Source organism: Streptomyces olindensis, assembly GCF_040645895.1.
Classification (GTDB): domain Bacteria; phylum Actinomycetota; class Actinomycetes; order Streptomycetales; family Streptomycetaceae; genus Streptomyces; species Streptomyces olindensis.
Window position 1 is genome coordinate 39,090 of the sequence record NZ_JBEYZD010000036.1, and the last position, 14,631, is coordinate 53,720.

At 74.1% G+C, this 14,631-nt stretch carries 12 protein-coding genes; 8 read left to right on the forward strand and 4 right to left on the reverse strand.

The features are described 5' to 3' along the window. Nucleotides 1-188: 188 nt before the first annotated feature. Both ABZ948_RS23235 and ABZ948_RS23240 read right to left on the reverse strand, forming a co-directional pair. Nucleotides 189-1,448: an ROK family transcriptional regulator gene (locus ABZ948_RS23235; protein ID WP_435857577.1), complete on the reverse strand. Its 1,260-nt coding sequence runs from the start codon at nt 1,446-1,448 to the stop codon at nt 189-191. A gap of 181 nt (nt 1,449-1,629) precedes the next feature. Beyond that, on the reverse strand, nt 1,630-2,295 hold the full coding sequence (locus ABZ948_RS23240) for an ANTAR domain-containing protein (RefSeq protein ID WP_359762412.1): 666 nt from the start codon (nt 2,293-2,295) through the stop codon (nt 1,630-1,632). 225 nt (nt 2,296-2,520) lie between these two features. Between ABZ948_RS23240 and ABZ948_RS23245 the strand changes: the two genes are divergently transcribed. Continuing rightward, a complete protein-coding gene (locus tag ABZ948_RS23245; protein ID WP_359762414.1) occupies nt 2,521-2,862 on the forward strand; it encodes a helix-turn-helix transcriptional regulator in 342 nt (113 codons plus the stop codon). Between the two features lie 371 nt (nt 2,863-3,233). Here ABZ948_RS23245 and ABZ948_RS23250 read toward each other — a convergent pair whose 3' ends face one another. Beyond that, nucleotides 3,234-4,490: a D-arabinono-1,4-lactone oxidase gene (locus tag ABZ948_RS23250; RefSeq protein WP_359762416.1), complete on the reverse strand. Its 1,257-nt coding sequence runs from the start codon at nt 4,488-4,490 to the stop codon at nt 3,234-3,236. 159 nt (nt 4,491-4,649) lie between these two features. On the opposite strand from ABZ948_RS23250, the gene ABZ948_RS23255 reads away from it, so the two are divergent. The 6 genes from ABZ948_RS23255 to ABZ948_RS23280 all read left to right on the forward strand — a co-directional run bounded on the left by ABZ948_RS23255 (nt 4,650) and on the right by ABZ948_RS23280 (nt 12,136). Next, the gene (locus tag ABZ948_RS23255; RefSeq protein WP_359762417.1) at nt 4,650-5,657 is read left to right on the forward strand and encodes a hydroxyacid dehydrogenase; all 1,008 of its coding nucleotides are present in this window, start codon (nt 4,650-4,652) and stop codon (nt 5,655-5,657) included. Nucleotides 5,658-5,796: 139 nt separating this feature from the next. Continuing rightward, the gene (locus ABZ948_RS23260; RefSeq protein WP_359762419.1) at nt 5,797-7,125 is read left to right on the forward strand and encodes a radical SAM protein; all 1,329 of its coding nucleotides are present in this window, start codon (nt 5,797-5,799) and stop codon (nt 7,123-7,125) included. Nucleotides 7,126-7,353: 228 nt separating this feature from the next. Beyond that, the gene (locus ABZ948_RS23265; RefSeq protein ID WP_359762421.1) at nt 7,354-8,847 is read left to right on the forward strand and encodes a cellulose binding domain-containing protein; all 1,494 of its coding nucleotides are present in this window, start codon (nt 7,354-7,356) and stop codon (nt 8,845-8,847) included. Nucleotides 8,848-9,050: 203 nt separating this feature from the next. Then, a complete protein-coding gene (gene rsgA / locus ABZ948_RS23270; RefSeq protein ID WP_359762422.1) occupies nt 9,051-10,157 on the forward strand; it encodes a ribosome small subunit-dependent GTPase A in 1,107 nt (368 codons plus the stop codon). 72 nt (nt 10,158-10,229) lie between these two features. Then, nucleotides 10,230-11,645 (forward strand): DNA-3-methyladenine glycosylase 2 family protein, encoded by a 1,416-nt coding sequence (locus ABZ948_RS23275; RefSeq protein ID WP_359762424.1) that lies wholly within the window; start codon nt 10,230-10,232, stop codon nt 11,643-11,645. Beyond that, nucleotides 11,642-12,136 (forward strand): methylated-DNA--[protein]-cysteine S-methyltransferase, encoded by a 495-nt coding sequence (locus ABZ948_RS23280; RefSeq protein WP_359762426.1) that lies wholly within the window; start codon nt 11,642-11,644, stop codon nt 12,134-12,136. Before ABZ948_RS23275 ends, ABZ948_RS23280 begins: the two co-directional genes overlap by 4 nt. Nucleotides 12,137-12,140: 4 nt before the next feature. Here the strand turns inward: ABZ948_RS23280 and ABZ948_RS23285 are convergent, their stop codons facing one another. Beyond that, the gene (locus ABZ948_RS23285) at nt 12,141-12,623 is read right to left on the reverse strand and encodes a DUF456 domain-containing protein (protein ID WP_359762428.1); all 483 of its coding nucleotides are present in this window, start codon (nt 12,621-12,623) and stop codon (nt 12,141-12,143) included. 211 nt (nt 12,624-12,834) lie between these two features. On the opposite strand from ABZ948_RS23285, the gene ABZ948_RS23290 reads away from it, so the two are divergent. Next, nucleotides 12,835-14,616 (forward strand): protein phosphatase 2C domain-containing protein, encoded by a 1,782-nt coding sequence (locus ABZ948_RS23290; protein ID WP_359762429.1) that lies wholly within the window; start codon nt 12,835-12,837, stop codon nt 14,614-14,616. Nucleotides 14,617-14,631: the final 15 nt, after the last annotated feature.

The following is a 14,631-nucleotide window of genomic DNA, read 5'->3' on the forward strand; positions in this document are numbered from 1 at the left end:
TCTGCGGCTCACTGCCTGAGGGCGCGTGGCCCGGTGGCTCGCGCCGGATGGCTCAAAGAGAGGTGCGGTGCGGGACGCTAGAGCTTCGGCTAAGGCTTCGGCAAGGGGTTGGACGAAGTCTGTTCGAAGCGTTGTGTCCGGTTCGCTATTTCGAACACACGGGTCTCGCGGAGGAGTTGCTTCCGCCGTCACGAGGGTGGCGCGGCGGAACGGCTCCTCATGGGGGTGGTGCGTTTGCCGTTCTTCTGCCCGACGGTCTGCAGCGCGCCCTCCAGCGCGAACGTCGCCGCGCCCAGGCACACCGGATCGGTGGGGATCGGGGAGAGGACGATCTCGGTGGCGGCCAGCGGCCGCGGCAGCGCGTGCCGGGTCACGGCCTCGCGCACCTCGTGCAGCAGCGGTTCGCCCAGGGCGAGGGCGACCCAGCTGCTCAGCACGACGATCTCGGGGTTGAACAGATTGACCAGGTCGGCCACGCCCGCGCCCAGGTAGCGGGCGGTCTCGTGGACGGCCCGGCGCGCCACCGGGTCGCCCGCCGCGATCCCGCGCGCCAGGGCGCCGATGGTCGCCGTCTGGTCCTCGGGGTGCAGCAGGGCGCTGTCGGGGCTGACCTCGCGCAGGTTCATCATGATGCCGCGCGCGCCGACGTAGGCCTCCACGCAGCCGTGGTTGCCGCAGCGGCACAGCCGCCCGTCCAGCACCATCGTCGTGTGGCCCCACTCGCCCGCGCTGTTGCTCACCCCGCGGTGCAGCCCGCCGCCGAGGACGAGTCCCGCGCCCACCCCGGTCCCGAGGTTGACCACCACGGCGTTCCCGCGCCCGCGCGCGGCCCCGAACCACAGCTCGGCCACCGCGCTGGCGCGCAGCGGGTTGTCCAGGTACAGCGGGTAGGCGATGTGCTCGGTGAGCAGGTCCAGCAGCGGTACCTCGTGCCAGTCCCAGTTGGGCGCGTACTCGGAGACGCCGGTGGCCCGGTCGACCTGCCCCGGCACGCTCACCCCGACCCCGAGCACCCGGGCGCCCTCGATCCCGGCCTGGGTGACCACCGAGCCGACGGCGGTGGCCACGTGGGCGACCACCTGCTCGGGCAGGCTCTCGCTGGCCCGGACGTCCTCCTCGGCGCGGGCCAGGACGTTCAGCCCCAGGTCGAACAGCTCGACGTGGACGTACGTCTCGGCGATGTCGACGCCGATCAGCGCGCCGCCCGAGGCGTTGACCGCGACCAGGCCCCGGGGGCGGCCGCCGGCCGAGTCCTCGAAGCCGACCTCCGTGATCATGCGGAGGTCGAGCAGCTCGCCCACGAGGGTGGCGACCGTGGCGAGGCTGAGGCCGGTGGCGGCGGCCAGCTCCTGCCGGGAGGTGGGCGACGCGGCGATGATCTGGCGCAGCACCTCGTAGCGGTTCGCGGTGCGGATGTCACGTGATGTGCGCTTCACCGGAGTGCCCATCCTTTCCCAGGCCGGCCAGGGCCGGGTCGACGTCGGCACCGGCGCGGCGCAAGGCTATGGGCTGCCGGGACTTTCGACAAGGGGTTAGGAAAGGGGCTTTATAAAGTGCGCCGCTGGTGGCGGCCGGTGGTGTCCGGCCGTGGCCGGACCATGATGCCCCGGAGCGCGTGAGCGGGGCGCGTCAGCCTGTGCCGGGCGCGCCGTCCTCGGCCGCGCCGCCCGGGTGGCCCGCCGCCGTCCCGCCCCGGGTGCCCGCTCCGGCGACCGCGGCGGCGAGCTGCCGCTGCACCTGCTCCGGCAGTGTGCTGCCGTGGACGGCGCCGACCAGCTCCCGGGCCAGGTGGTGCAGCTTGGTGTTGGTGTTCTGGGAGGTCCTCACCAGCACGCTCCAGGCCGCCTCGGGGCTCAGGCTGAAGGAGGCCATCAGGATGCCGCGGGCCAGGTCGATGGTCGGCCGCGTCTGCATCGCGCGGCGCAGCTGGGCGACTTCGGTGAGCAGGCCGTCCTGGTCGGCGTCCGCCCGCGGGTCGCCGCCGTCCGGGCGTGCGGCGTCCGTGAACAGCTCCCGCGTGCCCGTCAGGTCGAGGACGCGTTCGACCGCGCGGCCGGCGCAGCGGATCACGACGGTCTTGCCCTGGTCGAGGGCGCGCGTGCGCAGGTCGAGCAGGACGTTGACGCCGGAGCAGTCGCAGAACCCGACCGAGTCCAGATACAGGTCGACGCCGCTGACCGACAGGGTCAGGATGTCGTACAGGTCGGGCAGGAGCCGTCGGCCGCCCAGGTCGAGTTCGCCCCACAGGGTCACGGTCATCCGGTCACCGTCCGGCAGGACGTCCAGGGTTGCCATGCAGGGCGGGATCACCGGTGCCGCGCTGTCCTCCACCGCGGGCGCGGCGCCCTCCTGCGTCTGAGACCGCGCAGAGTACGCAGGCTCCGGCATGGCTCTGATCTCCCTGTCTGTCGGCCCGCCTCCGGTTCAAGCCTTGCCTCTCTACCCCACACACGTCAACCAATACATGAAACGCAGTACGTGTTTTTGATTGCGTGAATGCCCGGTCGCTAGAGTGGGGGCATGGATGGAGTGCCCGAGCCACACACCGGATGGACGTTCCTCACCAACCATGCCCGGGTGCTGGCGGCCATCGCCGACAACCACAGCGCCCGTATCCGGGACATAGCCGCCCACTGCCGGCTCACCGAACGCGCCGTTCAGAAGATCATCGCCGACCTGGAGCAGGACGGATATCTCTCCCACACCAGGGAGGGGCGCACGAACACCTACCGGATCGACCCGGGGAAGGTGCTGCGCCACCCCGCCGAGGCCGGTCTCACGGTGGCGGCGCTGCTCTCCCTGCTCGTCCAGGACGAGGCCGACCGCGCCACGGTCCCCGGCCGGCCGCACGCCACGACCTGACCGCCCGGCCGTCCGCGCCGACGGCCGCGCAACTCACCCTGACCGCCCGGCCGTCCGCTCCGGTGGCCGCGCACCACACCCTGGCCCCCCGGGGCCGTCCGCGCCGACGGTCGCACGCCATGCCCGGCCCCCCGGCCTTCCGCTCCGGTGGCCGCGCACCACACCCTGGCCCCCCGGGCCGTCCGCGCCGACGGCCGCACGCCATGCCCGGCCCCCCGGCCGTCCGCTCCGGTGGCCGCGCACCACACCCTGCCCCCCCCCGGGCCGTCCGCGCCGACGGCCGCACGCCACGCCCGGGCCCCGGCCGTCCGCTCCGGCGGCCGCATGCCACGACCCGACCGCCCGGCCGTCCGCTCCGGCCGGCCTCGCGCTCACGCCCGGGTCAGCATGTCCCGCACGAACGCGTTGGCGAACGTCCCGTCCGGGTCCAACTCCCGCGCCAGCGCCCGGAAGTCGTCCAGCCGCGGATACAGCCCCCGCAGCACCGGCGCCGGCACGGTGAACACCTTCCCCCAGTGCGGCCGCGCCCCGAACGGCGCCAGCGCCGCCTCCACCTCCCGCACCACCGGCAGCACCGCCCGCGTGTCCTCGATCCAGGTGAAGTGCGCGGCCACGGTGTCCCGGCCGTGCGACGGGCTCAGCCACTGGTCGTCGCCGGCGACCGTACGCACCTCGCAGGTCTGCAGGACCGGGGCGATCCTCTCCCGGATCGCGTCGAGCGCGTGCAGCATCCCCACGGCGTGCTCGCGCGGCAGCAGGTACTCCGACTGCAGCTCCGCCCCGCTGCTCGGCACGAACTCGGCCCGGAAGTGCGGCAGCCGCTCGTGCCACGGCCCCGGCACCCCGAACTGCTCGGTGCAGTTGACCGCGGGCATGCCCGGTACCGGATGCAGCTTCTCGGTGGCCGCGGCGGCCCAGGGGAAGGCGGGCAGCGGCTGGTCGGTGCGCCGCTTGAGCCACACCTGCCGGAAGCCCGGCGCACGCCAGTCGGTGAACAGGCTGACGCTGTACGCCGTCGCCATCACCGTCTCGAACGTGCCGGAGTCCAGCCCCTGGAACGGCAGTTCGGTGAAGACGTGCTGCTCGACCTCGTAGGCCGGCTCCAGGTCGAGGGTGAGCGCGGTGACGACACCGAGCGCGCCCAGGGAGGTGACGGCCCCGCCGAACCGCTCCTCGCCCCGGCCCACGACCACCGTCGAGCCGTCCGCCGTGACCAGCTCCACCTCGCGCACGGGCGCCGAGAGCGGGCCGTTGAGCACCCCCGAGCCGTGGGTGCCGGTCGCGACCGATCCCGCGACCGAGATGTGCGGCAGGGACGCCATGTTGGGCAGCGCGAGACCGTGCGCGTGCACCCGGCGGGCCAGCTCCGCGTAGCGCACACCGCCGCCGACCCGGACCGTACGGGCCGCCGTGTCGACCTCCACCTCCGGCGGCAGGCCGGCCAGCGACAGCAGGACGCCGTCGGCACCCGGCTCGGCGATCTCGTTGAACGAGTGACCGCTGCCCAGCACCCGGACCCGGCCGCTGTCCGCGACGAGCGCGCGCAGCGCGGTGAGCGACTCCGGCCGGTGCACCTCCTTGGCCGCGTAGGTGATGTTGCCCGCCCAGTTGGTCACGGTGCCGTTCATCGCGTCGTCCCTTCCCCGAGGCAGCGGGGACCGGCTGAGGCCCCCGCCGGAACCTACCCCGGCCCCCCGTCCATTGCCGTCGCCGCCCCGGCCGCATACCGTGGAGGCCCTGTAGAGAGCGGTTTCTACATATGTCGCCGAGCCGGAAAGGCCACCTCCTTGAGCCAGCGCCCCCAGGCACTGTTCGCCATGGCAGCCGAGCATGTGCCGCAGGTCTTCCCGCCCGAGGTGCTGGCGCGGCTGCGGGCGTCCGTGGACATCGATCCCGCCCTCGTGGCCGGGGACTTCACCGACCCGCGCGTCCTCGACGCGCTCGCCCGGACCGAGATCCTGGTGACCGGCTGGGGCTGCCCCCGGCTCGACGAGGCGGTCCTCGACGCGGCGCCCCGGCTGCGCGCCGTGCTGCACTCGGCCGGCTCGGTCAAGTCCTTCGCCACGCCCGGGGTCTGGCGGCGCGGCATCGCCGTCTCGTCGGCCGCCGCCGCCAACGCGCTGCCGGTGGCCGAGTACACCCTCGCCGTGATCCTGCTCGCCGGGAAGGACGTCTTCGCCGCCCGCGAGCGGATGCGCGCGACCCGCACCTCCCCGGGCTGGGGCGTCATCCCCGGCATCGGCAACCACGGCCGCCGCGTCGGCGTCATCGGCGCCTCCCGCATCGGCCGCCGCGTCCTGGAACTCCTGCGCCCTTTCGACCTGCGGCCGGTGCTCACCGACCCGTACGTCGACGAGAAGGAGGCCGCCGCGCTCGGCGTCCCCCTGCTGCCGCTGGAGGAACTGCTGCGCACGTCCGGCATCGTCACCGTGCACGCCCCCGAGACGCCCGAGACCCACCGCATGATCGGCCGCCGCGAACTGGCCCTGATGCCCGACGGGGCGGTGCTGATCAACACGGCCCGCGGCGCGCTGGTCGACCACGACGCCCTCGTGGCGGAACTGCGCTCGGGGCGCCTGACCGCGGTCCTCGACGTCACCGACCCCGAGCCGCTCCCCGCCGACTCGCCCCTCTACGACCTGCCCGGGGCCTTCGTCACCCCCCACCTTGCGGGCTCCCAGGGCAACGAGCTGGCACGGCTCGGCCTGGCCGTCGCGGAGGAGGCCGAACGGCTGCTGGCCGGAGGAGAACTGGCGCACGCCGTCGACCCGGCGGCGCTGGAACACGCGGCCTGACACGACGACCCCCCTGTGCGATCCCAGCAAACCGCCGCAAACCAGGCATTCCCCCGGCTCGGGGGGACCCGGTACCGCCCCCGCGCACCCATGGGCATACCGTGAGGAGTCGTACGTCCGAGCCGGGAGGAGAGACGGGATGGGCAGCGGCAGCCGTACCGCGCTGGTCGAGGATCTGATGGAGCGGTTCCCGCACGTCCCGCGGGAGGCCGTCTTCAAGGAGGACCTGCTCCGGGGCGGCGTGGCCTTCGACCCGTCCGCGCTCAGCGACAACGAGGGCGGCGAGGTCAAGCCGAAGTCGTACTTCATCTTCTCCTTCGACCACGGCACCCTGCCCGAGCTGGGCGAGGCCGCACTGCGCCGGCCCCCGGAGGAGATCATCCTCACCGGCGGCCCCTACGACCTGCGCCGCACGGTCGTCTCGGTCCGGGTGAACCCCGCCTCGCCCTACCGCGTCGCCGCGAACGAGGACGGCGTGCTCGGCCTGTACCTCGACGGCAGGCGGATCTCCGACGTCGGCGTGCCGCCGATGCCCGAGTACTACCGGCACACCCTCGCCAACGGGAAGTCGGTCATGGAGGTCGCCCCGACCATCCAGTGGGGCTACCTGATCTACCTCACGGTCTTCCGCGTCTGCCAGTACTTCGGCGCCAAGGAGGAGTGCCAGTACTGCGACATCAACCACAACTGGCGCCAGCACAAGGCCGCCGGGCGGCCGTACACGGGCGTGAAGGACGTCGAGGAGGTCCTGGAGGCGCTGGAGATCATCGACCGGTACGACACGGCGAAGGCCTCCACCGCCTACACGCTCACCGGCGGCGCCATCACCAAGACCGTCTCCGGGCGCGACGAGGCCGACTTCTACGGCCACTACGCCAAGGCCATCGAGGAGCGCTTCCCCGGCCGCTGGATCGGCAAGGTCGTCGCCCAGGCGCTGCCGCGCGACGACGTCCAGCGGTTCAAGGACTACGGCGTGCAGATCTACCACCCCAACTACGAGGTGTGGGACGAGTACCTGTTCAAGATGTACTGCCCCGGCAAGGAGCGGTACGTCGGCCGCGACGAGTGGCACAAGCGCATCCTGGACTCCGCCGAGATCTTCGGCGCGCGCAACGTCATCCCCAACTTCGTGGCGGGCGTGGAGATGGCCGAGCCCTTCGGCTTCAAGACGGTCGACGAGGCCATCGACTCCACCACCGAGGGCCTGCGCTTCTTCATGTCCCACGGCATCACGCCCCGCTTCACCACCTGGTGCCCGGAGCCCACGACCCCGCTCGGCAAGGCCAACCCGCAGGGCGCGCCCCTGGAGTACCACATCCGCCTGCTCCAGGCGTACCGGCAGACCATGGAGGACTTCGGTCTCTCCTCGCCCCCCGGCTACGGCCCGCCCGGCGCCGGCAACGCGGTCTTCTCGGTCAGCTCCTTCATGGACAGCCTCCCGGCGGACGAACCCACCCCGCTTGTATAACGCTTCGGTGACGTCGTCCATCATTGCGGTACGGCGTTGAGTCGCAGGGCGGCCGCGCCCGTACGGCATACGGAGGCCCACGGGGTGCGCCGCCCTGTGCTGATATCTGAACAGGGCGCTTGTCAGTTGTGTGGGAGGCGTGAAAAGCTCTGGCCCTGCCCCGAGGTTCCCCCCAACTCCACTGCCAATTCGGTGAGTTGACCTCGCTTGTGTGGATGCAGGAGACCCATGCCCGACCTGCCGACCCCTCAGGACGCCACCGAGGCCGCGCTGTTCTCCGAGTGCTGGGACGCCGTCCTCGCCTACGCCGACCTGTGCACCTCCGGTTCCGCCGCCGCCGCACAGCTCGGCCGCGAGGCGTTCGCACACGGCATACGCGAGGCCCGCGCCGCCGAGACCGGTCCGGCCCGTGCCGCCGGCCGCCGTCCCGCCCGGCTGCCCCGCATACCCCTGCTGCTGACCGCCGTACGCACCACGGCCGCGGCCTGGGAGGAGGAGGGGCAGGGCCACAAACTCGACCCCGACCTGCGCCTGTGGCTCAACTCGGACAAGGCCGCCCGCTACACCGGCCCGCCGCTGCGGCGGCCGCTCGCGCTGCGCGGCCTGCGCGACCTCCAGCAGGCGGACGCCGAACTGCTGTGGCTCGCCGAGGTGGAGGCGCTGCCGCTGTCCCTGGTCGCCCGCCGCCTGGCCCTCGACCCGGCCACCGCCGCCGAGGAACTCCAGCAGGTGCGCACCCTGTTCCGGGACCGCTGCCACCGCAACCACCTCGACACGCCGATGGAGTCCGGCTGCCGCAGCTACGCCCGGCTGCTGGACGCCGTCACCCGCTCCTCCGCTGCCGACACCCCCGGCGACCTCTCCCGGCACCTCGCCACCTGCGTGCAGTGCGCCGAGGCCGCCGCCTGCCTGCGCCTGCACGGGGGCGGACTGCCCGCCGCGCTGGCCGGCGGAGTCATCGGCTGGGGCGGTCTCGCCTACCTGGAACGCCGCCGCCGCGCCGCCGAGGTGCGACTCGGCGCCGGCCGCCCCGGCCAGGCCGACCAGGCCGCCGCGGAGGAGGAGGACAAGGCGCAGAAGGCCCGCGTCGCCCGCAACGGCCTGCTCGTCGCCGCCGTCCTGGTCTCCGTCCTGGCGCTCGGCGTCTCGCTGATGCCCTTCGGCGGCTCCGGCGGCGACCTCGGCGCACGCGACGACGCCGGCCGCCAGCCCGTGGCCGACCCCGGCCCGTCCCTGCCGTCCGCCCCCTCCCTGCCGCCCGCGACCTCGAAGCCGGCCGACGAGGCCACCGGGAAGAAGGAGCAGCCGCACAAGCCCGGCAAGCCGGAGGGCAGCAACCGCCAGACCGAACCGCAGGGCACCTCCTCGCCCACCGACCGGTCCGGATCCGACGAGAGCGCCGACCCCGTCTGCCGGGTCGAGTACGACCTGGTCAACCAGTGGCCCGACGGCTTCCAGGCCACCGTCACCGTCACCAGCAGCAAGGCGCTCGACTCCTGGCGGGTGTCCTGGTCCTTCCGGGACGGCCAGCACGTCGGCCAGATGTGGGACGCCTCCGTCTCCCAGGACGGCTCCCGCGTCACCGCCACCGCCGCCGACTACAACAAGTCGGTCCCCGCCGGCGGCAACCTGGCCTTCGGCTTCCTCGCCTCCTGGCGCGGAAAGAACTCCCCGCCGTACGACTTCGCGCTGAACGGGGACGACTGCGCGAAAACCAGTTGACGCGACTCCGCCGTGCCGGGATAACGTGACGGCGGTTCCAGAAGTGTGAGGGATCACGAAGAGTCGAGGATCGAGGAGGTGTCGACCGATGGCTGTCATTGCGATGAGCGCTGCCCGCATCCAGATCATCACGTCCACCTCCATGGCCACCGGCTGATCCGACCGACCGTCGGGCCGGGGGCCGACCTTGGGAAGGGTCACCCTTGACTTCCAGCTCCACTCCCTCCGTTTTCTCCGCGCTCGCTCCCTACGGCTGGGACGACGCATGGGCGGCGGAGTTCGCCCCGTACGCCACCGAAGGACTGCTGCCCGGACGCGTCATCCGGGTCGACCGCGGGCAGTGCGACGTCGTCACCGCCGGCGGGGTGCTGCGCGCCGACACCGCGTTCGTCACGCCGCACGACCCGATGCGGGTCGTCTGCACGGGCGACTGGGTCGCCGTCGAGCCCGGCGGGAACCCGCGCTACGTCCGCGCCTACCTGCCGCGCCGCACCGCCTTCGTCCGCTCCACCTCCTCCCAGCGGTCCGAGGGGCAGATCCTCGCGGCCAACGTCGACCACGCCGTCGTCGCCGTGTCCCTCGCCGTCGAGCTCGACCTCGGCCGCATCGAGCGATTCCTCGCGCTCGCCTGGGAGTCCGGGGCACAGCCCGTCGTCGTCCTCACCAAGGCCGACCTCGTGCCGGACGCCGTCACCCGCTCGCACCTCGTCCAGGACGTGGAGACCAGCGCGCCCGGCGTGCCGGTGGTGCCCGTCAGCGCCATGGACGGGGACGGGCTCGACGTGGTCGCGGCGATCGTCGGCGGCGGTACGTCCGTCCTGCTCGGGCAGTCCGGCGCGGGCAAGTCCACCCTCGCCAACGCGCTGCTCGGCGAGGACGTCATGGCCGTCCAGGCCACCCGCGACGTCGACGGCAAGGGCCGCCACACCACCACCACCCGCAACCTCCTCGCGCTGCCCGGCGGGGGTGTCCTGATCGACACGCCGGGGCTGCGGGGCGTGGGCCTGTGGGACGCCGAGAGCGGCGTCGGACAGGTGTTCTCCGAGATCGAGGAACTGGCCGAGCGGTGCCGCTTCCACGACTGCGCCCACGAGGCCGAGCCGGGCTGCGCCGTCCTGGCCGCCGTCGACTCCGGTGAGCTGCCGGAACGGCGGCTGACCAGCTACCGCAAGCTGCTGCGGGAGAACCAGCGCATCGTCGCCAAGACCGACGCCCGGCTCCGGGCCGAGATCCGCAAGGACTGGAAGCGGAAGGGGGCGATCGGCAGGGCCGCGATGGAGGCGAAGCGCGGCCCGCACTGGCGTTCGTAACCGTCCGCGGCCCGCAGCGCGGTGTCCGATTTCCGCCAGCGGCATCCCCGCCGACGGCGGAGACTGGACACCGTGAGGGACGAGGACACGGGGGAAGACCCCAGGTACGAGGCCGTACGCAGCCGTGACGGCCGTTTCGACGGCGCCTTCTTCTTCGCCGTCGAGACGACCGGCATCTACTGCCGGCCGAGCTGCCCCGCGATCACCCCGAAACGGGCCAACGTGCGGTTCTTCGCCACGGCCGCCGCCGCGCAGGGTTCCGGCTTCCGGGCCTGCCGGCGGTGCCGCCCGGACGCCGTGCCCGGCTCCGCCGAGTGGAACGTCCGGGCGGACGCGGTGGGCCGGGCCATGCGGCTCATCGCCGACGGCGTCGTCGACCGCGAGGGCGTCGCCGGACTCGCCGCACGGCTCGGCTACAGCGCCCGGCAGGTGCAGCGGCAGCTCACCGCCGAACTCGGCGCCGGACCGGTCGCCCTCGCCCGGGCCCAGCGGGCGCACACCGCGCGCGTCCTGCTCCAGACCACCGCGCTGCCGGTCACCGAGATCGCGTTCGCCGCCGGCTTCGCCAGCGTGCGGCAGTTCAACGACACGATCCGCGCCGTGTACGCCTCCACCCCGAGCGAGCTGCGCGCCGCCGCGCCGAAGAACGGCCGGGGCCGCCGTACGGCCACCCCGAGCGCCGGCATCCCGCTCCGGCTCGCCCACCGCGGCCCCTACCAGGCCGGCCCCGTCTTCGACCTGCTGGAACGCGAGGCCGTACCCGGCATCGAGGAGATCGACGGCCCACCGGGAGCACGCACCTACCGGCGTACGCTCCGCCTGCCGTACGGCACCGGCATCGTCGCCGTCGACGAACGGCCCGGCACCGCGCGGACCGGCCCCGGCGCCCACCCCGGCGGCTGGCTCGACGCCCGGCTGCACCTCACCGACCCCCGCGACCTGACCACCGCCGTCCAGCGGCTGCGACGGCTGTTCGACCTGGACGCCGACCCCTACGCCGTCGACGAGCGCCTCGCCGCCGACCCGCGCCTCGCGCCCCTGGTCGCCGCCCGGCCCGGGCTGCGCTCGCCGGGCACCGCCGACCCGGAGGAACTCGCCGTGCGGGCCCTGGTCGGCCGGACCGCGGCGGAACGGCTCGTCCGGCGCTACGGCAAGACCCTCGACGCCCCCTGCGGCGGCCTCACCCATCTCTTCCCCGAGCCGGCCCTCCTCGCCGGGGCCGAGCCCGACGGCACCCTCGGCGCGCTCGCCGCCGCCCTCGCCGACCACACCGTCCGCCTGGACCCGGGCGCCGACCGGGACGACGCCCAGGACGCCCTGCGGGCCGTGCCCGGCCTGGACGCCCGCACGATCGCCGAGATCCGCACCCGCGCCCTCGGCGACCCGGACGTCGCCCCGCCCGGCCCGGACGTCCCCGAGAGCTGGCGCCCCTGGCGCTCGTACGCACTGAACCACCTGCGCGCAGCAGGGGAGTGGGAGCTTCGATGACCCATCCGACCTACTGGACGAGCGTGCCCAGCCCCCTCGGGCCGCTGCTCCTCACCGCCGCCCCGGCCGGCGAGCTGACCTCGCTGTCCGTGCCCGGGCAGAAGGGCGGACGCGAGGTGCGGGACGACTGGCGGCGGGACCCCGGGCCCTTCCGCGAGGCCGAGGAGCAGCTCGCCGCCTACTTCGCCGGGGACCTGAAGGAGTTCCGGCTGACCTGCCGCACCGAGGGCACCGCCTTCCGGGAGAAGGTGTGGGCCGCGCTCGACGACATCCCCTACGGGTCGACGACGACCTACGGCGAGATCGCCGCGCGGATCGGAGCGCCCCGGGCCGCCGTACGGGCCGTCGGCGGTGCGATCGGGGCCAATCCGCTGCTGGTGGTGCGGCCGTGCCACCGGGTGATCGGGGCGGACGGCGCGCTGACGGGCTACGCCGGGGGCCTGGACCGCAAGGTGCGGCTGCTGACGCACGAGGGCGTGCTGCGCCCCTGAGGACTCACCCCCAGAAGACGGTGCCCACCCAGGCCGCCGCGATCAGCTGGCAGGTGAACAGTTCGGCCAGGATGCCGGAGCCGCCCGCGCGCATGACCGTGCGCAGGGCGGCGACCGCGTCGGTGTGACGGCCGAGGCGGAGCCGCTCGTAGAGGTAGATGCCGGCCAGGAAGCCGGGGATCGCGCCGAGCACCGGCAGCAGGACGAAGCCGAGGGTGGAGCCCGCTCCGGCGTACGCCAGCATGCGGCGGTTGGCGCCGCTCGCGCGCAGCCGCCGGGGCGGCAGCGCCCAGCGGACGGCCTGGGAGACGAACATCAGGACCGTGGCGCCCACCAGCACCCACCAGGCGACGGGCTGCGGGTCCTTGAGCGCCCACCACATCACCGCGGCCCACACCAGCAGCGACCCCGGCACCGCGGGCAGCAGCACTCCGCACAGACCGAGCAGGATGACCAGCCCGACCAGCAGGAGGTCCCACACTCCCATCTGACCAGACTGCCGGAAGCCGGGAGAAGACGCAGGTCAGGACCCTGGCAGCGGCCCAGACCCGCAGGTCAGCCGGGTGCGGCCCCCGGGGCGCCCCGGTATCGCATGGCCGTTCTACGGCTCACTCGACGTGCCGTTCGTCGCGGGGTGGCGGGCCGGTTTTTCCCCAAGCACCGTTTTCATCCGGCTCGTGCGGTGGACAATTAGGGGCATGAGCCAGCAGGGGGGAAGGCCCACCGGTCACGAGGACGACTGGTGGGGGCAGTTGTACGACGACTCCACCGGCGACACGGGCCCCGCACCGGCCCCCGATTCCCTGGACGACCGTTTCGCCTCGGCGGCGGGGACGGTCGGTGACCAGGGCGTTTCCGCGGCGAGCGACGAGCGGCCGGGCCCCGGCACGGACACGGTGACGGACCGGCCGTACCGCGGGGACGCGGATCCGGTCGTACCGGCGCCGAGGTCCGGGGCCGACGACGCGAGGGACGCGCCGGCCACCCGGCGCCCCACCGACCCGGTGGCCGACCAGGCCACCGAACGGGCCCCTGACCGGGCCCTCGACCGTGATCCGTGGCGCGCGCCGTGGGAACCACCGCCGGCCCGTCCCACGGGCCCCGTGACCTTCCCGACCCCCACGAAGCCGCCGGACCGCGCCGAGCGGCCCCCCGAGCCGCCGCCCACCAGCGGCACGGCCCCACCACCACCCGCCCCCTCACGGCCTCCCCGCCCGCGGACGCCCCCGCCCCCGCCTCCTGCCCTTCCTCCCTCCTGGCCGCGCCGGGAGGGCAGCGCGGTGGAGGAACCGCCCGAGAAGGCCGCGCCGCCGACGGACGTCACCCGGCCTCAGCCCGGCACGGGCGCGTCCCCGGTGGCCGCAGGCCCGCCACCCGCGGCACCGCCGACCACGTCCCCGCCCTCCACGCCGCCTCCGCCCCTCACCACGCCCTCGGCCCCCACGGCTCCGCCCGCCACCACGCCCCCCTCCGACCACCCCGGCCCCCGGATCGAGCCGCCCGCGACCGGCCCCCGCCCCCGTGGGTACGTCGGCTCCCGGCCCCCCACCTACGACGCCGAACCCACCGCCCTGCCGTCCGCGGACCCCGACGATCTCGACGACCTCGTCGCGGACACCGTGCTCGACGGCGCCCGGTACGGGGCCTGCACCCTGCGCGCCGTCTCGCTGCGAGGGGACTCCGCGCGGTACCGGGGGGAGCCCCGCCGGGACTCGCTGCTCACCGCCCGCTTCGGCACGGGCGAGCAGGCGCTGCTGCTGGTGGCGATGGCGACCGGGGCCCGTGCCACGCCGGGCGCGCACCGGGCGGCCGCCGAGGCCTGCCACTGGATCGGTCGGGCCGTCGGACGCAGTCACCCCCGGCTCGTCGAGGACATAAGGGCCGGCCGGCGCGGCGACCTCAAGTCCGGCCTGCACCGCCTCACCGACCGCAGCCTCGGCAAACTCCGCGCCAGCGCCGCCGAGCAGGGCATCGACCCGGAGGAGTACGCGGCCGGCCTGCGCTGCCTGCTGCTGCCCGCCGACCCCGAGTGCCGTACGCGCGTCTTCTTCGGCGTCGGACCCGGCGGACTGTTCCGGCTGCGCGAAGGCGAGTGGCAGGACATCGAACCGCAGGTCACCGATGTCAAGGGCGAACCGGTCCTGGGCTTCGGCTCGCCGCCCTCCGAGACCTCCGAGGGGGACCGGCTCACCATGGACCTCGGCATCCCGACCCCGCCGAGCCCCTACGAACCGGCCCCGGAACCACCCCGCGAACCCTTCCGCTTCCGCACCTCCGTCGCCCGCCCGGGCGACACGCTCCTGATGTGCAGCAGCGGCCTCGCCGACCCGTTGCGCGGCGAACCCGAACTGTGCGAGTACCTCGCCGACCGGTGGTCCCGCCCCGAACCGCCCGGTCTCGCGGCCTTCCTCGCCGACTCCCAAGTACGGGTCAAGGGATACGCCGACGACCGTACGGCCGCAGCCGTTTGGGAGGCGTGACCGCGCCCGCTGTGA